This is a genomic window from Nostoc sp. CENA543, assembly GCF_002896875.1.
GTDB lineage: Bacteria > Cyanobacteriota > Cyanobacteriia > Cyanobacteriales > Nostocaceae > Trichormus.
Genome location: NZ_CP023278.1, coordinates 4,414,020 through 4,434,183, shown reverse-complemented (window position 1 = coordinate 4,434,183; position 20,164 = coordinate 4,414,020). Strand labels below are relative to the sequence as shown.

General features: G+C 41.9%; 19 protein-coding genes. 5 read left to right on the top strand and 14 right to left on the bottom strand.

Features of this window, described 5'->3' with window-relative positions:
* Positions 1 to 205: 205 nt before the first annotated feature.
* From CLI64_RS18300 to CLI64_RS18280, 4 genes are all read right to left on the bottom strand, one after another.
* Positions 206 to 1,357 carry an alanine--glyoxylate aminotransferase family protein gene (locus CLI64_RS18300; RefSeq protein ID WP_103138542.1) on the bottom strand — a complete coding sequence of 384 codons (1,152 nt, stop codon included), beginning with the start codon at positions 1,355 to 1,357 and terminating at the stop codon, positions 206 to 208.
* 216 nt (positions 1,358 to 1,573) lie between these two features.
* Positions 1,574 to 2,338 carry a MinD/ParA family protein gene (locus CLI64_RS18290; RefSeq protein ID WP_103138540.1) on the bottom strand — a complete coding sequence of 255 codons (765 nt, stop codon included), beginning with the start codon at positions 2,336 to 2,338 and terminating at the stop codon, positions 1,574 to 1,576.
* Between the two features lie 59 nt (positions 2,339 to 2,397).
* Positions 2,398 to 2,700: a CopY family transcriptional repressor gene (locus CLI64_RS18285; RefSeq protein ID WP_103138539.1), complete on the bottom strand. Its 303-nt coding sequence runs from the start codon at positions 2,698 to 2,700 to the stop codon at positions 2,398 to 2,400.
* 79 nt (positions 2,701 to 2,779) lie between these two features.
* Positions 2,780 to 4,492, bottom strand: coding sequence for a CHASE2 domain-containing protein (locus CLI64_RS18280; protein WP_103140788.1), 1,713 nt, complete (start codon positions 4,490 to 4,492; stop codon positions 2,780 to 2,782).
* A 422-nt stretch (positions 4,493 to 4,914) separates the two neighbouring features.
* Here CLI64_RS18280 and CLI64_RS18275 point away from each other — a divergent pair, with 422 nt between their 5' ends.
* Positions 4,915 to 5,736: a DUF928 domain-containing protein gene (locus CLI64_RS18275; RefSeq protein ID WP_103138538.1), complete on the top strand. Its 822-nt coding sequence runs from the start codon at positions 4,915 to 4,917 to the stop codon at positions 5,734 to 5,736.
* 296 nt (positions 5,737 to 6,032) lie between these two features.
* On the opposite strand, the gene CLI64_RS18270 is transcribed toward CLI64_RS18275, so the two are convergent.
* From CLI64_RS18270 to lgt, 6 genes are all read right to left on the bottom strand, one after another.
* The gene (locus CLI64_RS18270; RefSeq protein ID WP_103138537.1) at positions 6,033 to 7,166 is read right to left on the bottom strand and encodes a glycerophosphodiester phosphodiesterase family protein; all 1,134 of its coding nucleotides are present in this window, start codon (positions 7,164 to 7,166) and stop codon (positions 6,033 to 6,035) included.
* Positions 7,167 to 7,391: 225 nt separating this feature from the next.
* Positions 7,392 to 8,732: a TldD/PmbA family protein gene (locus CLI64_RS18265; RefSeq protein WP_103138536.1), complete on the bottom strand. Its 1,341-nt coding sequence runs from the start codon at positions 8,730 to 8,732 to the stop codon at positions 7,392 to 7,394.
* A gap of 201 nt (positions 8,733 to 8,933) precedes the next feature.
* A complete protein-coding gene (locus tag CLI64_RS18260; protein WP_225977386.1) occupies positions 8,934 to 9,170 on the bottom strand; it encodes a four helix bundle protein in 237 nt (78 codons plus the stop codon).
* A gap of 32 nt (positions 9,171 to 9,202) precedes the next feature.
* Positions 9,203 to 10,675: a TldD/PmbA family protein gene (locus CLI64_RS18255; protein WP_103138535.1), complete on the bottom strand. Its 1,473-nt coding sequence runs from the start codon at positions 10,673 to 10,675 to the stop codon at positions 9,203 to 9,205.
* 278 nt (positions 10,676 to 10,953) lie between these two features.
* A complete protein-coding gene (cobM, locus tag CLI64_RS18250) occupies positions 10,954 to 11,730 on the bottom strand; it encodes a precorrin-4 C(11)-methyltransferase (RefSeq protein WP_103138534.1) in 777 nt (258 codons plus the stop codon).
* A gap of 370 nt (positions 11,731 to 12,100) precedes the next feature.
* Positions 12,101 to 12,976, bottom strand: a complete 876-nt coding sequence (gene lgt, locus CLI64_RS18245; protein WP_103138533.1) for a prolipoprotein diacylglyceryl transferase — start codon at positions 12,974 to 12,976, stop codon at positions 12,101 to 12,103.
* 265 nt (positions 12,977 to 13,241) lie between these two features.
* Here lgt and coaD point away from each other — a divergent pair, with 265 nt between their 5' ends.
* From coaD to CLI64_RS30865, 3 genes are all read left to right on the top strand, one after another.
* Positions 13,242 to 13,814 carry a pantetheine-phosphate adenylyltransferase gene (gene coaD, locus CLI64_RS18240; RefSeq protein ID WP_103138532.1) on the top strand — a complete coding sequence of 191 codons (573 nt, stop codon included), beginning with the start codon at positions 13,242 to 13,244 and terminating at the stop codon, positions 13,812 to 13,814.
* Positions 13,703 to 14,392 carry a DivIVA domain-containing protein gene (locus tag CLI64_RS18235; protein ID WP_103138531.1) on the top strand — a complete coding sequence of 230 codons (690 nt, stop codon included), beginning with the start codon at positions 13,703 to 13,705 and terminating at the stop codon, positions 14,390 to 14,392. The genes coaD and CLI64_RS18235 overlap by 112 nt, the downstream gene beginning before the upstream one ends.
* 77 nt (positions 14,393 to 14,469) lie before the next feature.
* Entirely contained in the window at positions 14,470 to 14,679 is a 210-nt protein-coding gene (locus CLI64_RS30865) for a hypothetical protein (RefSeq protein ID WP_157943293.1), read from the top strand.
* Here CLI64_RS30865 and CLI64_RS18225 read toward each other — a convergent pair.
* Together CLI64_RS18225 and CLI64_RS18220 are read right to left on the bottom strand one after the other, a co-directional pair.
* Complete coding sequence (locus CLI64_RS18225) at positions 14,664 to 15,563, bottom strand: alpha/beta fold hydrolase (RefSeq protein WP_103138529.1); 900 nt, start codon at positions 15,561 to 15,563, stop codon at positions 14,664 to 14,666. The two genes, CLI64_RS30865 and CLI64_RS18225, sit on opposite strands and share 16 nt — an antisense overlap.
* 223 nt (positions 15,564 to 15,786) lie before the next feature.
* Positions 15,787 to 16,227: a SufE family protein gene (locus CLI64_RS18220; RefSeq protein WP_103138528.1), complete on the bottom strand. Its 441-nt coding sequence runs from the start codon at positions 16,225 to 16,227 to the stop codon at positions 15,787 to 15,789.
* 166 nt (positions 16,228 to 16,393) lie between these two features.
* On the opposite strand from CLI64_RS18220, the gene CLI64_RS18215 reads away from it, so the two are divergent.
* Complete coding sequence (locus tag CLI64_RS18215) at positions 16,394 to 17,272, top strand: aspartoacylase (protein WP_103138527.1); 879 nt, start codon at positions 16,394 to 16,396, stop codon at positions 17,270 to 17,272.
* Between the two features lie 98 nt (positions 17,273 to 17,370).
* On the opposite strand, the gene CLI64_RS18210 is transcribed toward CLI64_RS18215, so the two are convergent.
* Together CLI64_RS18210 and CLI64_RS18205 are read right to left on the bottom strand one after the other, a co-directional pair.
* Entirely contained in the window at positions 17,371 to 18,255 is an 885-nt protein-coding gene (locus CLI64_RS18210; RefSeq protein ID WP_103138526.1) for a CoA-binding protein, read from the bottom strand.
* Positions 18,256 to 18,491: 236 nt separating this feature from the next.
* On the bottom strand, positions 18,492 to 19,718 hold the full coding sequence (locus tag CLI64_RS18205; RefSeq protein WP_103138525.1) for a succinate--CoA ligase subunit beta: 1,227 nt from the start codon (positions 19,716 to 19,718) through the stop codon (positions 18,492 to 18,494).
* Between the last annotated feature and the right edge of the window lie 446 nt (positions 19,719 to 20,164).

Below are 20,164 nucleotides of genomic sequence, written 5' to 3'. Positions count from 1 at the left end.
TAAGAGCCAGCTTAATTTATTAATTGGGCATTTTGCCTATATTTGTCAATATTTCTGCTTAATAGCTTATTAATTTGTAATTATTTGGCGAATTTTAGTTAATATTCTTATCTCAACTATAGACTTTGTAGAATCAAATCTTGCACTATTCTCGGTGTAGGGTGGGCTTTTTCTTCTCCTATACCCTACACCCTGGTGTCTCGTTCTATTGCTTGGGTAGAACTTGCTCTAATGCTTCTATGAGTCTATCAACGCTTTCGGGACGGCTGTTATAACCCATGAGTCCCACGCGCCAAACTTGACCAGCTAACTCACCTAAACCGCCACCAACTTCTATATTATGTTCGATGAGTAGTTGGCGTGCGATCGCCTTCCCATCGACACCAGCTGGAATGCGGACTGTAGTTAAAGTAGGCAAGCGATACTCTTTTTCTACATGTAAACTCAGTCCTATCTCTTCTAAGCGTTGCCACAGATATTCTACGTTTTTCTGGTGACGTTGCCAGCAATTCGCTAGTCCTTCTTCAGCAATTAAACGCAATGCTTCCCGCAGTCCATAATATAAGTTAATGGGGGCTGTGTGATGATAGACACGTTCGCTTCCCCAGTATTTAGCGAGTAAATTCATATCTAAATACCAGTTTGCTACCTTGGTGGGGCGTTTTTGCAATTTCTCCATTGCACGGGGACTCATAGTAAAGGGAGAAGCACCAGGGGAACAACCCAAGCCTTTTTGACTGCAACTATAGGCTAAATCTACTCCCCAAGCATCTAAGAAGATGGGAACACCGCCCAAACTCGTAACTGTATCTATTAATAAAAGTGTGCCGAATTCACGACACAATTCGCCCACCCCTTCTAATGGTTGGCGCGCACCTGTGGATGTTTCTGCATGAACTAAAGCCAAAATCGCCGGACGATGGGTTTCTAAAGCGGTGCGGAGTTCGGCGAGTGAAAAAACTTGTCCCCAAGGTTTGGTAATGGTGCGGACATCTGCGCCATATCTTCCGGCCATGTCAACTAAACGATTACCAAAATAACCAGCCACACCAATTAACACCACATCCCCAGGTTCTACAGCATTGGCGATAGTTGCTTCCATTGCCGCCGAACCCGTACCACTCACAGCAATAGTCAGTTGATTTTCTGTCTGCCACACATAGCGTAGCAGAGATTGAATTTCATCCATCAGGGCTAAGAAAGCTGGGTCAAGATGCCCTAATGGTGAGGTATTCATAGCCTGTAAAACTGCGGGGTGAGCATTAGAAGGCCCAGGCCCCAATAGCAGGCGGTTAGGAACTTCTAGGGGTTGTAGTTGTAAGCGTTGACTGTCATTGATAGAAATTGTCTGCGTCATAATTGTCGCCTATACGATACTTACCGAATCATAGAGCGATCGCATGACCCTTGAATAACTAAAAGTCCTTTCACTTTGGGAAGTAGGAAGGCGGAGGAGGCAGGGGGCAGGGTGCAGGGGAGAAAAATCCCATACCCAATCCCCAATCCCCAGTCCCCAATCCCCAGTCCCCAGTCCCCAATCCCCAGTCCCCAGTCCCCAATCCCCAATCCCCAATCACCTCTGCATAATCATCTGAGCTACCTTATCCATAACTTGACTAAAGGGGTGTTCTGGATGACGTAAACAAAAGAGATCACTACTTGCTAATTGAATTAACTCCTCTGATAAAGGTAAAATACCTGCCACCTGCGCGTTATATGTCTTTTCTACTTGTTCACGTAAGGCATCAAAATCTAATGCTGGTAGGGCTTTATTAATTAACAGTAACATTTTTGGTACTTCTAATTTGCGGGCTACTTCCACAGTGACTGCTGTACCTTGAAAATCTTGGCGGTCAGGTCTGAGAATCAACACTAAAATATCAGAAATCGCGATAGAAAGTAAGGTTTCTTCATTTAGTCCAGGGTGAGTATCAATAAATAAATAATCTAAATTTAAAGCAGTTAATAAATCTTGAAAGCCTTCATTGAGCAAATTAAAATCAAAGCCTTCTCGTAAAACTTTAGTGATATCTCTCGCTTTAATACTGGAAGGTATTAAGTAAACTTTGCTATTTTTACCGACATTTTTTTGTAAAACTGATGTGACATCATAGGCTGTATCTTCTATAGAACAGCGTCCCCACAAATAATCATTGAGGGAATATTTCATTTTCTGTTCGTCAAAACCAAACAAAACATGAATCCCTGGGGATTGAATATCAGTATCGACAATACCGACGCGATGACCATAACGGGCGACGATTCCAGCTAAATTGGCGGTAGAGTTTGACTTACCTGTACCACCTCGAAATGAGTGGATAGAGACGATTTTTGACATGATGGTTTAGGATTTGGGGATTGGGCATGGGGAATTGGGCATTGGGCATTGGGTTGAATCTAGGTTTCTAATTTATCCCAAATGTTTTGAGGTAGGCGGCTTTTTTTCGGGCTTTTGAAATGGGGTTGATAATAGACAGTCTCCCCTTCATTGATGATTTGAATCAAACCTTGGGAAATAAAATTATCAATGTGCTGTTGTGCTAATTCTTCAGAAATATTCTGATTGTTGACAATCTCAGGTAAAGTAACTTTGTATTGGCGAATGATCCAATTCATTAATTGCCGTTGTTCATCGGGTAATTCTGTTAAATCTAAGATGGTTTTTGGTGTTGATGATACTTCAAATTCTGGTTCACTCATAATTCATCTGCCGGTAAAGTATATGTATTTCCCTTACACCCCTACACCCTTATACCCCTACACCCCTATTATTAAAAACTTACTTTTTGTTTTCTCTAAGTTTCTTCCCTCGATTTTGTAATTGTTGCCAATACTCTACATCTTCCTGTTCTTCTATGGGGTTTGATGTCGGTTCTACTGATTGATTATTCTGATCTTGAGTCTGTTCTGATGATTGATTTTTGTTACGGCGATCGCGCACTGCTTGTAAATAATCAACTTCTAGAATATTGGGCGTTAACTCTAATTTTGGCTGGATTGTGGGAGCTAAATGTATATCTTCCTGGGGGTGAAAATCGGATGTTGGTGAATTTTCTCCTACAACATTCGATGTCTGTGAATTATCTCTAACTCGCAAGTCCTTAGCTTTTTGCTGTAACTCTACAAAATAATCGCTTTCGGTAATTGCAGCTACCTCTTCATCTTTTTTTTCTTTGTCAATTTCAATGTTGATTTTTAAGAATCCTTTCACTGTCTTGACAATGGTGGCAGCATATCTATCTATCAAAACTACACCAGCCGCCGTGGTTAAGAGTCCCAAGGCTGGTGGAACTAAGGGTATCCAACCGGCTTGGAGAAAGATGAGGTAAGTACCACCGAGTAAGATAGCGATCGCCACGCCACCCCCTAAAATTAATAACCAGGGTTTGCGGATTCGCCATGCTAAAATCCCCCCCACCAAAGACCAACCAAACACCCAAAAGCCTTCTTGTGCTTCGTTCCAGTACCAAAATAATGGTCGTTTATTTAAAACAGCACTCAATATCTGACTGGCATTTTGGGCGTGAACTACTACCCCTGGCATTTTTTGGCTATCATCCGCACCGCCACTATAAGGTGTGTAGAAGGTATCTTTGACAATGGCGGCTGTATAACCAATCAGCACGATTTTGTCTTTAATCAAGTCTGGCTGAACTTTATCGGCTAACACATCACTCAGGGATACTTGTTTAACGGCATTTTTGGCAGAACGATAATTCAACAACATTTGATAATCGCCCGTATCCACTTTGTGATAACTGCCTGCATTCGGGGTTAAGCGTCTTAGCACTGTGTTACCAAATTTGATTTCTCCCTTTGGGGTTGGTTCTGGTGCAATTCCATCTTCATTTAAGTAACGTGCAGCCACTTGAAAACTCAGGGATGGTAGTTGATTTTCCGAGTTTGCATAATTGCAAATATGTTCGCTAGGGACTGGTAGTTTTGAGGCTTGGGGAATCGTGAGAATCATTCCTTGACGCACAGTTCCACCCCGATCTACAGGAAAATCTGCTACTCCCACCCTATCTTCAGGAATTCCTGGGGCGGCGGCGATACCTGGAGATTCAGCCTTGCTAATGGCACAGACAGCCACAATATTATCGTTATCGGTTAATATCTTCACTAATTCGGCTCTACCCTTAGCACTTCCTTGCTTGACATCCCTGAGAATATCTATACCGATGACTCGCGGTGCTTGCGCCTCTAATTTGCTTAACACCTGGGCTAATGTCCCATCTTCTATGGGGTATTCTTTGCGAGTTTGAATATCTGCATCATTGATACCCACCACCAAAAAGCGATTATCTACACCCTCATCAGGACGAGATCGCATTAACCAATCAAACGCCCCTAATTCCATTCCCGCCAAACTACCTAAACCCCTCAACCCTAAAATTCCGCCAGTAATTGCTAAAGTTGTCAGCAATACTGTACTACCGAAGGTCAACACAGCTTGAGGGAAACCAGAGGGTTTTGAGTGAGGATTAGTCATAGCTGGAGTTTCTCCTGCTCCTACAATTAGGGTATGAATCAAGGGGATAGGCTTTGATTTTTCCCCCTTCCCTACTAAGGAAGGGGGTTAGAGGGTTAGGTCTGACGTTGACTTTTCACATCATGTTGAAAAGTCAGCTTGGGATAATCTAATGTGCCAAGATTCAGTATTTAAGTAATGTTAACTACTCAATTCCTGAGATTTGGGTAATTTTATAACATTTATTTGACCGTTTTTTCATAAATTACCGAAAGTTTTTATGGTATATCTACTGAGGTAACTGCAATATCGGAACTTTGTCGCTCATGATAAAGTCACCAGTGATTAATTGTTGTTAATAAAACTAATTAAATCTTTGAGCAGCTTGGAGAAGTAACTTCACATAACAAGCTGTTTATTCAGTTAACTATCATCAAAAAATTATGCTAAAAAAGACCCTACTATTAATCACATTAGGTCTAACTTTATCAACAGAAGTATTGTTAACTACAACAGCAATAGCCACACCAGTAATTAACAATGCAAATTTAATTTCCCAAGATCCTCTACCCAGATTTACCCCGCGTCGTCGTTCCCTGTTAAAGTTTAAAGTCCCAGGAATTAGAGGTTCTCGGAATCTAGAAGCAGGCGCAGCACGGGGTCAATGTACACCCCAAGCCATCAGCGCAGTTTTACCAGCTAAACCTACAGGGATGTCAACCACACAAATTCCCGTTGAATTAACGATAAGCGATCGCCCGACATTCTTCGTCAGTGTACCAGAAACTTCCGCCCAGCAAGCCACCTTTTTACTCAGAAGCGAAGCCGGAAACGAAATACTCTTAGAGAAAACCTTGCCCCTCAACGCTAACAAAGGCATCATGAGTTACACATTACCTGCTGATTTTCCTGGTTTAGAGGTAGGTAAAAAATATCGGTGGCGATTTTCCCTATTATGCGATCCCACAGGCGGCGATCGCAGTGGTGATCCCGTCGCCGGTGGTTGGATAGAACGGGTACAACCAAGCACAGCACTAGCCACACAATTGCAGACATCCACACCTAAACAGCGAGTATTTATCTACGCAGACAACGGTTATTGGCACGATACCCTAAAAGCCATAGCTGATTTACGTGCCGAAAAACCCAGTGACTTTACCCTAGTTCGCGATTGGATAGACTTAATGAATTCAGCAGGCTTGAGTGCGATCGCAAATCTTCCCTTAAATTCACTCAACACTACAACCACATCTCTAACCAATTAAATCAATTCGCAATTCGCAATTCGCAATTACGTGTTGTAACGGGGATTTAAACCCCACCACAACACTTGCGGCTTGATAGAAACCGGGTACTTAAACCCCCTAAATTTTGTTAAATATCACTTCTAATGACGTAAAAAATTATCTGCGTTTATCTGCGTCCATCCGCGTTTAATTCTGAATGCTATACCTCACTGGAATCAGAATTGCTTATACTTCCAAACCACAAATTCAAAGTCTCTCTCCTCGCAGGAGAGAGATTTAGAGAGAGGTTTTCCAGATCCCCTGAAAAGTCAGAACTACTTACGACGACGGAATAACCATCCAAACAAAGGTACAATTCCCAATCCCAACATTGCACCAGGTTCAGGAACTAAAGTAGAACGAACTTTAAAGGCTGTATCAGGATTATCACTAAATAAACCATCAATTCCAGTTGCGTAAAACTGTCTGTATTCTTCTTCTGGATTACCTTGCAAATTTGTAGGTAAGAAAACATTCTCATCGCGGAATGTCCAAGCGTGAACCAACAAACCAGCCGCATGAGCATCATTCACTAAGCTAGTTGGTGATAACAGATTTCCACTAGCATCTCTAGGAATAATCAAATTCTTATTAGCACCAATCCCATTAGCATAGGTAGCAATTTCTGCCAAACCTTCAGGAGTAGCTAAATCGCGATAAGTGCGAGAATCACCACTCACTACAAAATCATAAGGTTTGCCACTATTATTAAGCAGTTGGATGAGAGAAACATTAGTTAATGTGTTCAGGTCTTTCAGGTTAGCAACTTCAAAAGACTGAATGTAAACTGGTGCAGTTTCATCAGTATAGCCATTGGCATTTAACACACTCACCAAAATTTCTTCCATTGATAACCCAATAGAATCGAAATAAGTCGGGTGTTTAGTTTCAGGATAAATACCAATAGTCCGTCCCAGTAGTGAGCTTTTTTCCTTTGCTAAATCAATGACTTCTTGTAGAGTCGGAACTTCAAAAAGTCCATTAAAAGCTGTGTTACCAGGACGAATAGCTGGAATTCTTTCAATTGCACGCAGAGTTTTTAACTCAGCTAGGGTAAAGTCCTCTGTAAACCAACCTGAGATATTTTGTCCATCAATAACCTTTGTCGTAAAACGGTCAGCAAACTCAGGACGGCTGGAAACATCGGTAGTTCCAGAAATCTCGTTTTCGTGACGCGCCACCAAGTAACCATCTTTAGTGGCGACTAAATCAGGCTCGATGTAATCAGCCCCCATCTCAATAGCCAGTTCATAAGCTGCTAAAGTATGCTCAGGACGATAACCGCTAGCACCTCTATGTCCGATGACAATGGGGGGTTGACCTGTCAATGTTCCCGCTAGGACTTTTTCTGTAGGCATAACAGCTATTGTAGCCATTCCCAGCAAAAATGCTCCCAAGAAATGCCGCATGATTTCTCCTCACAAGTATTTGGTTACAGGCAAATTACTTAAAGTCGCCAAGTTTCGGTAAAAACACTTAAAGTTAGGCTAGAAACCAAAAGTTAACAGCAAATTAATTTCCAATTATGTAAGTTTTAAGTTTGCAATCACAAATAAAAAAACCCCACCTTCAGAAAGAAAGTAGGGTTATCAGTTCGTAGTGAGGACTTTAGTCCTTATTACAAACTACAAAATTTAATCACCAGTAATTGATAAACCATCAACCCAAATTCTCGGAGCAACACCACCAGGAGTTAACTCCACTTCTTTTTCTACATAGATAATAGATTTCAGCAGTTCCAAGAAATCGCCAGCAACCGTTGCGGATTCTATACTGGTTTTCTCACCTTTGTTAATTAACCAACCATCAAACGGTAAAGAAAACGACCCTTGTAAGGCTCTTACACCAGCATGGAGAGCGTGTAAATCATCAATCAAGATTACGTTCTCCGCAGTTTCTAAGCTCAACTCTTGTGCAGCATTTTGTGCAGCAAACACATGATAAAAATTCGGGCCGACGCTTACCTTTGCACCAATACTAGCATGACCAGTTGGTTGAGCATTTAACCTTTTAGCTGTGCCAGCACTGTGGAGAAAACTAGTTAAAACACCGTTTTCAATTAACTTAATTTGACGAGTAGGTGTACCTTCCCCATCAAAAGTTTCTGCACCTAAATTAGCCGGATGTAAGGCATCATCATACACAGAAAGTAGAGGTGAAGCGATTTGTTTACCCAAATCATCTGGTGTAGATAGACTTTGTTTGTCTAGGATACTTTGGGCATTAAACAAATTAGAAAATGCACCCAAAATACTTAAAAAAGCTTCCGGTGAAAACACTACTTGATATTTACCAGTCTTAACTTTTTCGTAGTTCAAATGACTGATAGTTTTCTCAGCCGTTTCTTCGATGCAACCATTAATATCTAAATCTGCTACATTGCGGCTGACTCGATAAGCACCGGCACTGCGTGGTTTTTTACCTTCTTCCTCAGTTTTGCTATACAGATAAACCGAAGATAAAGACAGAGAATCTTTTCTCAAAGCCCCATCACTATTGAGATAAAATCTATCAATATCTTTTTGTGCTAACCCGTTGTAAGGTACTCCCTTAATGGCTATATGAGACGCTAATAATTCTTTTTCAGCTATTAGCAGTTTTTCGATTAGTTCTGATACAGGTGCTTGAGGTGATTTTTCATCCAGTGTTTTTGCTAGTGGCAAAGTAGCTTCAGGACTAAAATCTGGTACGTGTTCTTTCACACCAAAAAAGCTAGCTTCGTAAGCAGTTTTTAAAGCTAATTCTAATCCTTGGGGATCTACATCTGTGGTGCTAGTGACACCGATTGTATTATCTTCATTCCAAACGCGTACAGTTACGCCAGAGCGATTGGAAGCTTTGACTTGTTTGGGTTCACCTTGGTCAACTTGCACACTAGTTTCATCTACTGTTGAACCATAGATGTCAAATTTTCTGATGCCAAGTTTTTCTGCATTCTCTTTGGCGTAAGTTGCAATCTCATGAATATTCGGCATAATCAATTTTGGATTTTGGATTTTGGATTTTGGATTTTAAGAGTGTCAAATTTGTATTGGAATTTTGGATTTTGGATTTTATAATTTACGTTTTTCCCGTAACGTTTTGATGGAAGCAACAGTCATCGCCAGAATTTCAGTAGTTTCTTGCATGAGACTTTTTAGTTTATCTGCTGTTATTAATCCTGATTCCACAAGCAGTTATAACCAATACAGAGTTTCATCAGCTTCTTCCTCCACAATAGCAAGTTTGGCAATCAAATCTGCTGTAGATTTTGACCGACAAGCGGATCGATAATTAGCACCAACAGAAGTAGCTGAACGCAATAACTGCTTGCCGATGACATCAGAAGTTGTAGTCTTTGGCAAAGCCTCAACTAAAACAATAACTCGCAGCGCAAGTTTCTTAGTTCTGGTTTTAAACTGCTCTTCATTCACAATCCAAAATCCAAAATTTAAAATCTAAAATTCTATCGTCCTCCGACGGTAATAGAATCAACTTTGATGTGGGGTTGTCCTACAGTGGTGTAAATACTGCCACTTACAGAACCACAAAAACCAGGTGCAATTTCTAAATCTTGGGAACACATGGAAATTTTATTCATGATTTCCTTGGCTTCACCAATCAAAGTAGCACCCTTAAGTGGCTTGGTAACTTTACCGTTTTCAATTAAATAGGCTTCATCCACACTGAAGTTAAATTGACCTGTAGCACCTACGCTACCACCGCCCATTTTCTTACAGTAAATACCTTTATCGACTGAAGCGAATAAATCATCAAGTGTGTAGTCACCAGGCGCAATGTAAGTATTCCGCATCCGGCTAGCAGCAGCGAAGGTGTAATTCTGGCGGCGACCACTACCTGTTCTGGGGTGTCCGGTGCGCCAAGAACCTGTTCTATCTGCTAGGAAGTTTTTCAGAACGCCTTTTTCAATTAACAGGGTTCGTTGCGCGGGCATTCCTTCGTCATCCATGTCGATTGTCCCGAAGGCATTATCGGCGCGTCCTTCATCCCAAGCTGTGAGACTTTCGTGGGCAATTTTTTCGCCTTTTTTATCAGCAAAGGGGGTGGTGTTGCGTTCAACTTGGGTAGTTTCTAGCAGGTGTCCGCAAGCTTCATGGAAAATTACTCCACCGAAGTGGTTCGCCATGATGATGGGGTAGTTACCTGATTCTACATAATCAGCGTAGAGCATTTTACCGGCGGATTCGGCGATGTGTTCGGCGGCTTGCTGGTAGTCCCAAGTTCTCAGGAAATTAGCATCGCTGGTATTACCCGCGCGTTCACCAATGGAGGAGCGATTTGCACCGTCAGCACAGAGGATGTTAAATCCGACTGATTGCGTCAGGCGAATATCACGGGCAAAAGTACCATCGCTAGCTGCGACTAAAACTTCTTGCCAATCACGGAAATAGCTAGCACGGCGGGACTGGACGTGGCTCGCTTTTTGATTGAGGTAAGCAGTACCATCTAAGAGGATTTCGCCCATTTCGCGGATAGAACTGCACAGAGGTAGCCAGCCATCTTTGCCCCGTTTGATGGCGTAATCTCTAAATAATTCCAGGTTAATTTCTGGGATAAAAGCGTTAGGGGCTGGTAGTTGTAAACCTAAGATAGATAAACCTTTTTCTAAGGCTGCTTTTAAGCCAGAAAATGATAAGTCATTGGTACTGACGTAGCAGTCGGCTTTGCCGCGAAATACTCTCACTCCCGCACCTGTGGATAGGCTGGGTGAAATACTAGTAATAGTATCGTCTTCTGCAAGGCTACTAATGTAGTTGCGACGTTCTAAGAAGAATTCTATAAAGTCCGCACCAGCCGCACGTCCTAAACCTAATAGCGTAGCCAGGGGATCACCCCAGGTTTCATCAAAACGCTCTGGTGTAGAAGAATATTTTAGTGTGGGCAGTTGATTAGAAAGAAGTAAGGTATTTATAAGCATGAATAGCCTCGTCTGCTGGCGTGATCAGAGATTTGACCGAAAAATCCTGGTGTGTTCAGGGTGATATCAATTTTGGATTTTGGATTTTGGATTACAAGCGTAAATTCTTAGCCTATTCCAGAATCTCGAAACAATACTACCTATCCCAATTCGGTATGAAACCTCTATATATTCTAAGACCCTTCACACAAATGAAGGGTCAATAGTCAATAGTCATCAGTCATTAGTCATTAGTCATTAGTATTTCTCCCCTGCCCCCTGCCCCCTGCACCCCTGCCTTATTGACGGAATAACCGACTATATTCTGGATCATATAGGCGCGATCGCCCTTTTGCTGCTGATAATGCCGGACTAATAATATATAGCGTTGTCCGCATCAGATTTTCTTGCTGGGTACATTCTGCCATTTGCTCAAGGCTGACTAGCCTAATTTTTTCATCTGGCCAGCCGATGCGAAAACAAATCGCCACGGGAGTTTCTGGTGGATAGTGTTCTAGTAATTTAGCCTGGGCTTTTTCTACGTGACGCGCACTCAGATATAAGCACAAACTCGCTTGATGGGCTGCTAAAGAGGCTAACTCTTCTTTTTCAGGTACTTCTGTACGTCCGCTAATGCGCGTCAATATGATAGTCTGTACCACGCCAGGGACAGTTAACTCGATATTCAGTTTAGCTGCGGCGGCTTGGAAAGCACTAATACCTGGGATGACTTCAAAAGGGATTTCGGCCTCAGCGAGAAGCTGCATTTGTTCGTGGGTTGCGCTGTAGAGACTGGGATCACCTGATTGGAGACGAACTAAGGATTTTTGCTGCGATCGCACTCGTTCAATCATCAAGGGTAAAATCTCTTCCAAGGTTTTATCAGCCGTAGGCATGATTTCTGCATCTTCCCGACAAAATTGTAAAAGCTGTTCAGGAATTAGAGAGTCAGCAAATAAAATTACATCCGCCGCCGCTAGCAATTTCTGGGCTTTAAGCGTTAGTAAATCAGGATCTCCTGGGCCTGCTCCCACAATATAAACTTTCGGTTCTAAAGGATTTTGATGAGCTTTCATACAAAAAATTTCATACAGCCTCAGTAATTACCAGGAAAAATTTAGACTCCAAAAAATTTTTTTGGAAATTTGCTCAGTATCTTTCCGGATTACCTCTATAGGAGTAGTAGAGAGAAATGGTAGATGCACCCTGGTTAAGCCCTGGAGAAAACTCTGGGGCATTTTTTATTTTTAGGGATTAGTCATTAGTCATTAGTCATTAGTCATTAGTCATTAGCTTCTTCTCCCCTGCTACTTTGTCTACCTTGTCCCCCTTGTCCCCAGCCTTTCAATTTTGGATTTGGGATTGACGTTAGCGTAGCGTTAGCGACGCAGGAGCGTCTTTTGGATTAGATTCAATCTAAAATCCAAAATCTAAAATCTAAAATTCCTAGTCCCCAGTCACCTGTCCCCTTGGCTGCTCTTTTACGGTGGATACGACATCAGGTAAAGGGCGTTTTAGGAGATAAAGCCAAGCTAATCCGGCTAATCCTAATGTCATTCCACTGAGGCTGACTACTTGTGCAATTCGCAGAGGCCCCAACATTAAGCTATCGGTGCGAAGTCCTTCAATCCAAAAGCGTCCCATGCTGTAGGCTACCAAGTAAACCATAAATAATGTTCCTAAGCGCAGGCGTGGCTTACCTGATAAACTGCGAAAGAATAAGGTTAAAAGCAAACCGAAAACCATTAAATTCCACACAGATTCGTAGAGGAACGTGGGATGAAAATATTCGTAATTGGCTAGACTCAAAGGGCGGCGTTCTGGTGGAATGTACAATTTCCACGGTAAATTGGTAGGACGACCAAAGGCTTCAGAGTTGAAGAAATTACCCCACCGGCCGATCGCCTGTCCTAAAATCAGTGAAGGCGCAACTAAATCGGCTAATTGCCAAAAAGGAACGCGTTTAAGTTTCGCAAAGATTAAAGCTGCCAAAATACCACCGATAATCGCTCCATGAATGGCAATACCTCCCTCCCATATAGCGATAATCTTGCCAGGCTGTTTAGCATAATCTGACCACTTAAATAAAACATAATAAATGCGCGCCGCAGGAATTGCCGCAATTACCAGCCAAATTGACAAATCATTCAATAAATCTGGATCAATCTGACGACGTTTTGCAAGGTATTGGGAAAGGCTGACACCAATTAAGACAGCAATAGCAATTAATAAGCCATACCAGCGAAGAGGCGTAGAGCCGATTTCCGGCCCTGGAGAAGTGAATACAAACGCCAAAGGTAAAGCAGCAAAATCCAGTACCATGTAAAGTTCCCCAAATCGTCAATAGTCAATAGTCATTAGTCATTAGTCATTAGTCATTAGTCATTAGTCATTAGTCAATAGTCATTAGTCATTACTCATTACTCATTACTCATTCACTCAGCACGCTGCTCAACGCCCCGCTTCCGCTAACAGCACTCATTACTCATTAGTTTTTCTCCTCCCTTGTCTACCCAATCCCCCTGCCCCCTGCCCCCTGCCCCAATTCCTATATAATCTCCTCAGTAACTCTGATACCGTCAAAATTGTGATTGCTATTTATCCTGGTAGCTTTGATCCCATAACTCTCGGACACCTTGATATTATTCAGCGTGGTAGTCGTTTGTTTGATGGGGTAGTTGTGGCTGTATTGCGTAACCCCAATAAAGTACCACTATTTAGCGTACAGCAACGTATAGAACAGATTCGTCTAGCTACAAAACATCTATCTAATGTAGAGGTGGATAGCTTTGATGGTTTAACTGTTAATTATGCCCAGCAACGAAAAGCACAAGTTTTGTTACGGGGTCTACGGGCTATTTCTGATTTTGAAGTAGAACTACAGATGGCGCATACTAATAAAACACTTTCTACTCAAATAGAGACAGTTTTTTTAGCGACATCAAATGAATATAGTTTTTTAAGTAGTAGTGTGGTAAAAGAGATCGCAAGATTTGGTGGTTCAGTCGATCATCTTGTCCCCCCTCAAATTGCCCTAGATATATACAAATGCTACAACCACAAGTATCCAATAGCGGCGAACCCAATCGCAACGGAAGCTATCCCCCAGAGTACACCAACGGAATCTCTCCCGGAGAAATTCCCGAACCAGGAAGCGTAGATATTCAGCAAGAACTCGATCGCCTAGAGGAGTTCATCCTCTCTAGTTTCCGCATCCCTCTGACGGGACGCACCATCATAGATGAGGAAAAGTTATTAGAACAGCTAGATTACATCAGGGTTTCTTTACCTTCAGTTTTTCAGGAAGCAGCCGCCATCCTAGAGCAGAAAGATGAAATTCTTTTAGAGGCTGAAGAATATGGACAACAGCTTGTTGATGCGGCTCAGGTCAAAAGAGCGCAAATCTTAGCGGAAAGTGATATTGTCAGGCAGGCTCAACAAGAAGCAGAACAATTGCGGCGACAAGTGCAGCAAGAATGTGATGCGATGATGAAAGAAACCCTGAATGAAATTGAGTTAAAGCGGCGTGCTTGTCAACAAGAATTAGAGGAAATGCGACAAACTGCGATCGCGCAGGCTCAAGAAATCGAAGGTGGTGCTGATGAATACGCTGATCATGTCTTAGAAGGTATCGAACAAGACTTAAAAGATATGTTGCGAATTATCACCAACGGCCGACAACAACTTAGATCCGATAGCCAATCACAGCGCAACTCACACTCTAATAGAAAAAAGTAACCTAGTAACTATACATAACTGGGGAATTAAACATATACATTTTTTTTATCCCCATAAAGAAATTTACCGTTACAAGATTGGCTAGTGCCAGTTTTATCAAAAACCTTACACGCCATTTGTTACCAAAAAAAATTGTAGGTTGGAAAGCCACCGCCTTGGACGAGTCTCCCGGCTTGGGGCGAGTGGCGTTTGATGTCAGGAAACCCAACACCGATATCTATGTTGGGATTCGCCTTGCCACGCCACTACCATTATTTTCAGGCGAAGCCAATCACAGAAAACTTTGAATGGCCTCAAAAACCTCTGCCGAGTATTCCTCGTGCATTCCTAAAGTACCAGGAAGGACAACGCTTCTAACTCCTGGAAGGGCGGCGACGGCTTCCATTTGGGCGAGTGATTTGGGGGGACTAGATTCGCCTATAACTACCATCAAGGGAACAGATAAGGACTGTACTAAGTTGAGAAAATCAGCTTGATTGTGTACCGCGTCAATGTTACCTGTGACAAACGCCGCCGATGCAAACCGCGCGCCTGGTTTTTGGGTAGTGTGCCATTTTTTGGTGATAAAACTGGGTATGAGTTTCGCCGTATCGACAAACACATGGCGACGGTACATAAATTTTAAGAAAGCGGGCGTGGTATTGAGATAGTAAAGGATTTGACCGATAATAGGCGATCGCACTAATCCCCTAACTGCACCAGCCACCTGTGGATTTGCTCCCATCGTTGGTAAAGGGCCGCGCCAAGTAGGTGCAACTAACACAATCTTGGAAAAAGCATGAGGTTGTTGTTGTGCTAATTGCAGTACATAACTGGCAGCGTGGCCAGCCGCAATCACCGTAATGGGGGTAGAAAAAACAGCCTGAACGAAATCTGTGAGAAATTGCTGATAAATTTCTGGTCGATAATCTAAATTAGGGCGTGAAGATTCCCCAAATCCCGGCCAGTCTAAGGCTACTACTTGAAATTGGGGAGCAAGTAGCCTAGCTAAATCAGCCATTTCCTGGCGAGTAGAAACACTGCTAAAAGCGGGCAATAGTAATACAGGTGAACCATTGCCGAGAGTTTCATAAACCACTCGCAATGGTTGATTTTCCCATTGCCATTGATATTCTTGAACTACTCCACCAAATCCAGTAGGGTCATAGGTTGATAATAAACTAGTAGACATTTGACTAAAGTTTGGTATTGATGACGGTAAAAGGTAAAAGGCAAAAGGCAAAAGGTAAAAGGCAAAAGTAAAAAAGCTTAGTTTTTCGGCTTTTTGTCGATTTTCAACATTATTTCCCCCTGCACCCCTGCACCCCTGCACCCCTGCACCCCTACACCCCTACACCCCTGCACCCCTACACCCCTACACCCCCACACCCCTGCACCCCTGCACCCCTAAACCCCTAACTAGGAACGTCTAGCTTACATTCCAGTGCCTTTTTTTGCATAGTTTTAAATATGTTGTAAAATCCATTGGCACGGGAAGGAGTGAGGCTGACGTTTAAACCAGTTTCTTGAATGAAATCTGGTGTGAGTTGTAAGATTTCTGTGGGAGTGAGGCCGTTTAATCCTTCAATCAAAAGACCAACCATCCCTTTACTGATGAAGGCATCAGAATCAGCCTGAAACATCACCTTACCATCATGGAGTGTAGCGGTGATGTAAACCTGCGAAACACAGCCAGGAACTTTGTTTTCTGGTAATTTTTCGGCTTCAGGGAAACCTTTTAGCTTGTTACCATAGGCAATTAGCTGTTCGGTGCGTCTTTTTTGGTCTGTCACCCGTTGAAAACGCTGGACGATTTTAGCTAGCGCAGGCGGTAAGGAGTCTAAAGTCGAAGACATGGCAGCAGTTGTAAATGGTCTTCCTTTGAGTTTAGATTATCTTCCTGGCGATCGCGCTTAGAATTGGGGGTGTGGGGATGAGAAGCTTTTTTATACCGTCTCAGTTTGCAGATTTTTCTATACGTTTATATAAATAATTTGGCTAATTAAATTAGGTGAATTTTGGATGAATAAAATCAATCGTGTTGCTATTGTTGGGGGAACTCATGGAAATGAATTTACAGGTGCATTTTTAGTAAGGAAATTTACTCAATATCCTCAATTAATAGAAAATTATAGCTTTGAAATTTTGAAATTATTAGCTAATCCTCAAGCCTTTGCTGCAACTAGACGCTATATAGAAAAAGATTTAAATCGTTGTTTTTTAGCTAAAGATTTACAAGATAATACATTATCAACTTATGAAGATATACAAGCGAAAAATATAGCGAAAATTTTAAAGGAAGATACCCAAACTAAAGCAGATATAGTTATTGATTTACATAGTACAACTGCTAATATGGGTTTGAGCGTAATTTTAGGTAATCAACAGCCTTTGCTTTTACAATTAGCGGCTTATTTGAGTGCGATTAATCCTTTAGTTAAGGTTTGCTACACCATACCCGAAGCAGGTAGTGATTTTCTCCGTTCTCTTTGTAATTTGGGGTTTGTGGTCGAAGTGGGTGCGGTGGCTCAAGGTGTATTGAATGCAGAGTTATTTCAAAATACTGAGAACCTAATTTATCAAATTTTAGATTATTTAGATAGATATAGTCGGGGCGAAACTCTGGAAGTTAAAAATCAACTCACATTGTATAAGTTAATAGGTTCTATAGATTTTCCCAGAAATGAAGATGGTGAAATTCAAGCGATGATTCACCCGCAATTACAGTATCGTGATTATGAACCCTTAAACCCAGGCGACCCGATATTTTTAACTTTAGATGGTCAAGCGATCGCCTACGAAGGCACATCGACGGTTTACCCTATTTTTATTAATGAAGCTGCCTATTACGAAAAGGGAGTTGCTATGTGTTTTACGGAGAAACAAGAGTTAGAGATTTAGTCAATAGTCAATAGTCAATAGTCAATAGTCATTAGTCATTAGTCATTAGTCAAGCAGTTTTAGATTCAATCCAAAATCTAAAATCCAAAATCTAAAATTCAAAGGTTAATTGACTTTTTTAATAGTTCGGGAATTAAAGATGGACGTTCTGCAACGGGGACTTCTGCGGCTTCAAAGGCGGCGATTTTGCTTTGTGCTGTCCCAAAGTTGGGTGGACGACCCACGACGGTGACTAAAGTTCCGGTTTGTCGCCAGGTGTTTCTCGGTGGTGCTTCTCTACCTGCAATGTAGGCTACAACTGGTTTATCAATGGCTTCGGCGATGTATCTGGCGGCGGTTTCTTCACTACCGCCACCAGGTTGACCGACTAATACAATGGCTTCGGTCGTGTCATCCTCATCTAATATTTGCAGCCATTGCAAAAACGAAGAACCAACAATGGCATCACTACCAATACTGACACTGATTGACTGTCCCAAACCTGCTTTTGTTAGTTCCCAGGCTACTTCATAGGTGAGGGTACTGCTACGGCTCACGATACCTACTGAACCTGGTGTGTAAAATTCGCTGGGGTGTGTACCTAAAAGGATTTTTCCTGGGACAATAATTCCTGGACTGTTGGGGCCGACTACCAAAGTTTCATAATCTTCAGCTTTGCGGAGTAATTGCACCATATCCAAAGGCGGTACACCAGCAGAGATGATGATAATCTGACTAATATCAGAAGCGATCGCTTCTAAAGCAGCATCCAAAACTTGGTATGGATGGACACAAATAATTGTTGTGTCAATCACACCAAATTTCTCCGCTACCTCTTCTACCAAATCAAATACGGGTAAACCATAGATTTCCTGTCCACCACGTCCAGGAGCGACACCAGCTACTATATTTGTCCCGTAGGCTTTCATTTGAGCAACATGAGTGGCTGAAATAAATTCACTGAAGCCTTGGATGATAACTTTGCTCTCTGGCGTTAAGTTCATAGTTGGGGACTGGGGATTGGGGACTAGGAATTTTAGATTTTAGATTTTGCGTTCGCGTAGCGTGTCGAAGACAAAAGTTCTGTAGGCGGGTTTCCCGCCGTAGGAAACTTTTCAAGACGGATTTTAGATTGAATTGAATCCAAAATTGTCAATCCTAAATCCAAAATTTAAAGGCTGGGGACTGGGAGAATTATATCCTTGATCACCTGTCACCTGTCACTTGTTATATGTCACGGTTACGACACTTTTTGGTAGGCGGGGGGTTTAACTAAGTTAACTGCTGTGGCTACGGCTTCATCTAGATTTTCTACTATGATGAGCCTGTAAGCATCAGTTTCTAATGGAGCTAAAACGTTTTTAGCGGCGTTTAATTCTGAACCAGCTAAACGAATTACTATATGGGGTGAATTCAACTCTCGTTTATTGCCGTTGGTGCGTAAATTTGATGATGTTTGTTCGTTTTGGTGCTGTGAGATAAATTCAACAATAGCGGAAGCTGCGGCTTCTGGTTCGGGAATACTACCGAGAAGATTAATGAGTATTACCTGAATGCTTTTATCAGCAGCTAAAATATTTAAGCCTTTGATGAGGCGATCGCAAAATGTAGTAGGTGCAGTTTCAATAATCGAGGCGTGTCGGAGATTTAAACACATACCTGGTTTACCGCCAGCACTACTGACCAAATCACAGGTTGCCATCATTGAGCCTGTACCATTGCCCAAGATGCCAATTTTACCTTGCATTGCTAAACTATCCCAGTCACCCAACCGGGTATTAATCTGATTTTTGCCATGATGACCGACCATTTTAGCAGCCATTGAGGCAATTTCTGGATGTCTCCCTATGGCTCGTTGATTGACTCGAACTTTACCATTTAGTGCCATGACTTCCCCTGCATGATTGATGGCGAGGGGATTAATTTCTACTAGGTCTAAGTCTTTCTGTAAAAACAAATGATAAAGTTTCTCTAAAACACCACTGACTGATTGCATCAGTGCGCCTTGCAAACCCATTTTTAAAGCTAATCTCCGCGCGTAAAAAGGCGAAAATTCCTGTTCCACAACCACATATTGCATTTTTTCACCGGCTAATTCCCAATCTACATCCGGTTCTTGGCAACCTAAAAGGATGGGTCGGCAAATGGCAGTATCTAAAACTACGGCTAAATAAAATTCTTGACTAGCAACGTATTTAGATTCTGCCAGTACAACTTCTGGTAATTCTCCCCAAATAGGTAAATTAAAAATATTTTGAGCCGCCGCTACTGCATCGATGGTGGTTTCTACAATTCTCACACCTCCAGCTTTTGCGCGATCGCCTGCGTGTACTTGCGATTTTAGTACAATCGGATAGTGAATTTTCAGCCGTTTTAAATCTGTAGGATGATATATACGTTGGGAAGGCAATACTGGAATGCCGATTTCACCAAACCATTCTTTAACTTGATACTCTAATAAATCCATTGTTCCGCACCTGAATATTTATACTTTCAGCGAATTATTTTGGTGCTGTTTTTGGGCTTTGGACTGCATCCCAATCAGATAACCAAACCTTGGGTAACTATAAAAACTAATGTTTCACGTATCAATTCTATCGAATCCAGTAAATGCAGCACATTTAATTTCTAACACTAACTTGCGTATATTGTCTTGGACTAACATAATTATTTTCTCAGTGATTTCACTTAAATTAGGGACTGGGGACTGGAGACTGGGGATTGGGGACTAGGAGCAGGAGCAGAGGAGAAGAACTAATGACTAATGACTAATGACTATTGACTATTGACTATTGACTATTGACCCACACTTTAATTTTTCGTGACAACGCCAAATTGTGTGTTAAAAAATTGGTCTATTGGATTTTTATGACTATGGTTGGTTAAACTGTGCATCCGCCTTCAATCAACGAA

Coding starts and splice junctions, on each gene's coding strand:
- CLI64_RS18235 (WP_103138531.1), top strand. CDS start 13,703: ATGCTACAACCACAAGTATCCAATAGCGGCGAACCCAATCGCAACGGA.
- lgt (WP_103138533.1), bottom strand. CDS start 12,976: ATGGTACTGGATTTTGCTGCTTTACCTTTGGCGTTTGTATTCACTTCT.
- CLI64_RS18215 (WP_103138527.1), top strand. CDS start 16,394: ATGAATAAAATCAATCGTGTTGCTATTGTTGGGGGAACTCATGGAAAT.
- CLI64_RS18280 (WP_103140788.1), bottom strand. CDS start 4,492: ATGACTAATCCTCACTCAAAACCCTCTGGTTTCCCTCAAGCTGTGTTG.
- CLI64_RS18205 (WP_103138525.1), bottom strand. CDS start 19,718: ATGGATTTATTAGAGTATCAAGTTAAAGAATGGTTTGGTGAAATCGGC.
- CLI64_RS18225 (WP_103138529.1), bottom strand. CDS start 15,563: ATGTCTACTAGTTTATTATCAACCTATGACCCTACTGGATTTGGTGGA.
- cobM (WP_103138534.1), bottom strand. CDS start 11,730: ATGAAAGCTCATCAAAATCCTTTAGAACCGAAAGTTTATATTGTGGGA.
- CLI64_RS18300 (WP_103138542.1), bottom strand. CDS start 1,357: ATGACGCAGACAATTTCTATCAATGACAGTCAACGCTTACAACTACAA.
- CLI64_RS18270 (WP_103138537.1), bottom strand. CDS start 7,166: ATGCGGCATTTCTTGGGAGCATTTTTGCTGGGAATGGCTACAATAGCT.
- CLI64_RS18285 (WP_103138539.1), bottom strand. CDS start 2,700: ATGAGTGAACCAGAATTTGAAGTATCATCAACACCAAAAACCATCTTA.
- CLI64_RS18275 (WP_103138538.1), top strand. CDS start 4,915: ATGCTAAAAAAGACCCTACTATTAATCACATTAGGTCTAACTTTATCA.
- CLI64_RS18265 (WP_103138536.1), bottom strand. CDS start 8,732: ATGCCGAATATTCATGAGATTGCAACTTACGCCAAAGAGAATGCAGAA.
- CLI64_RS18290 (WP_103138540.1), bottom strand. CDS start 2,338: ATGTCAAAAATCGTCTCTATCCACTCATTTCGAGGTGGTACAGGTAAG.
- CLI64_RS18220 (WP_103138528.1), bottom strand. CDS start 16,227: ATGTCTTCGACTTTAGACTCCTTACCGCCTGCGCTAGCTAAAATCGTC.
- CLI64_RS18210 (WP_103138526.1), bottom strand. CDS start 18,255: ATGAACTTAACGCCAGAGAGCAAAGTTATCATCCAAGGCTTCAGTGAA.
- CLI64_RS18255 (WP_103138535.1), bottom strand. CDS start 10,675: ATGCTTATAAATACCTTACTTCTTTCTAATCAACTGCCCACACTAAAA.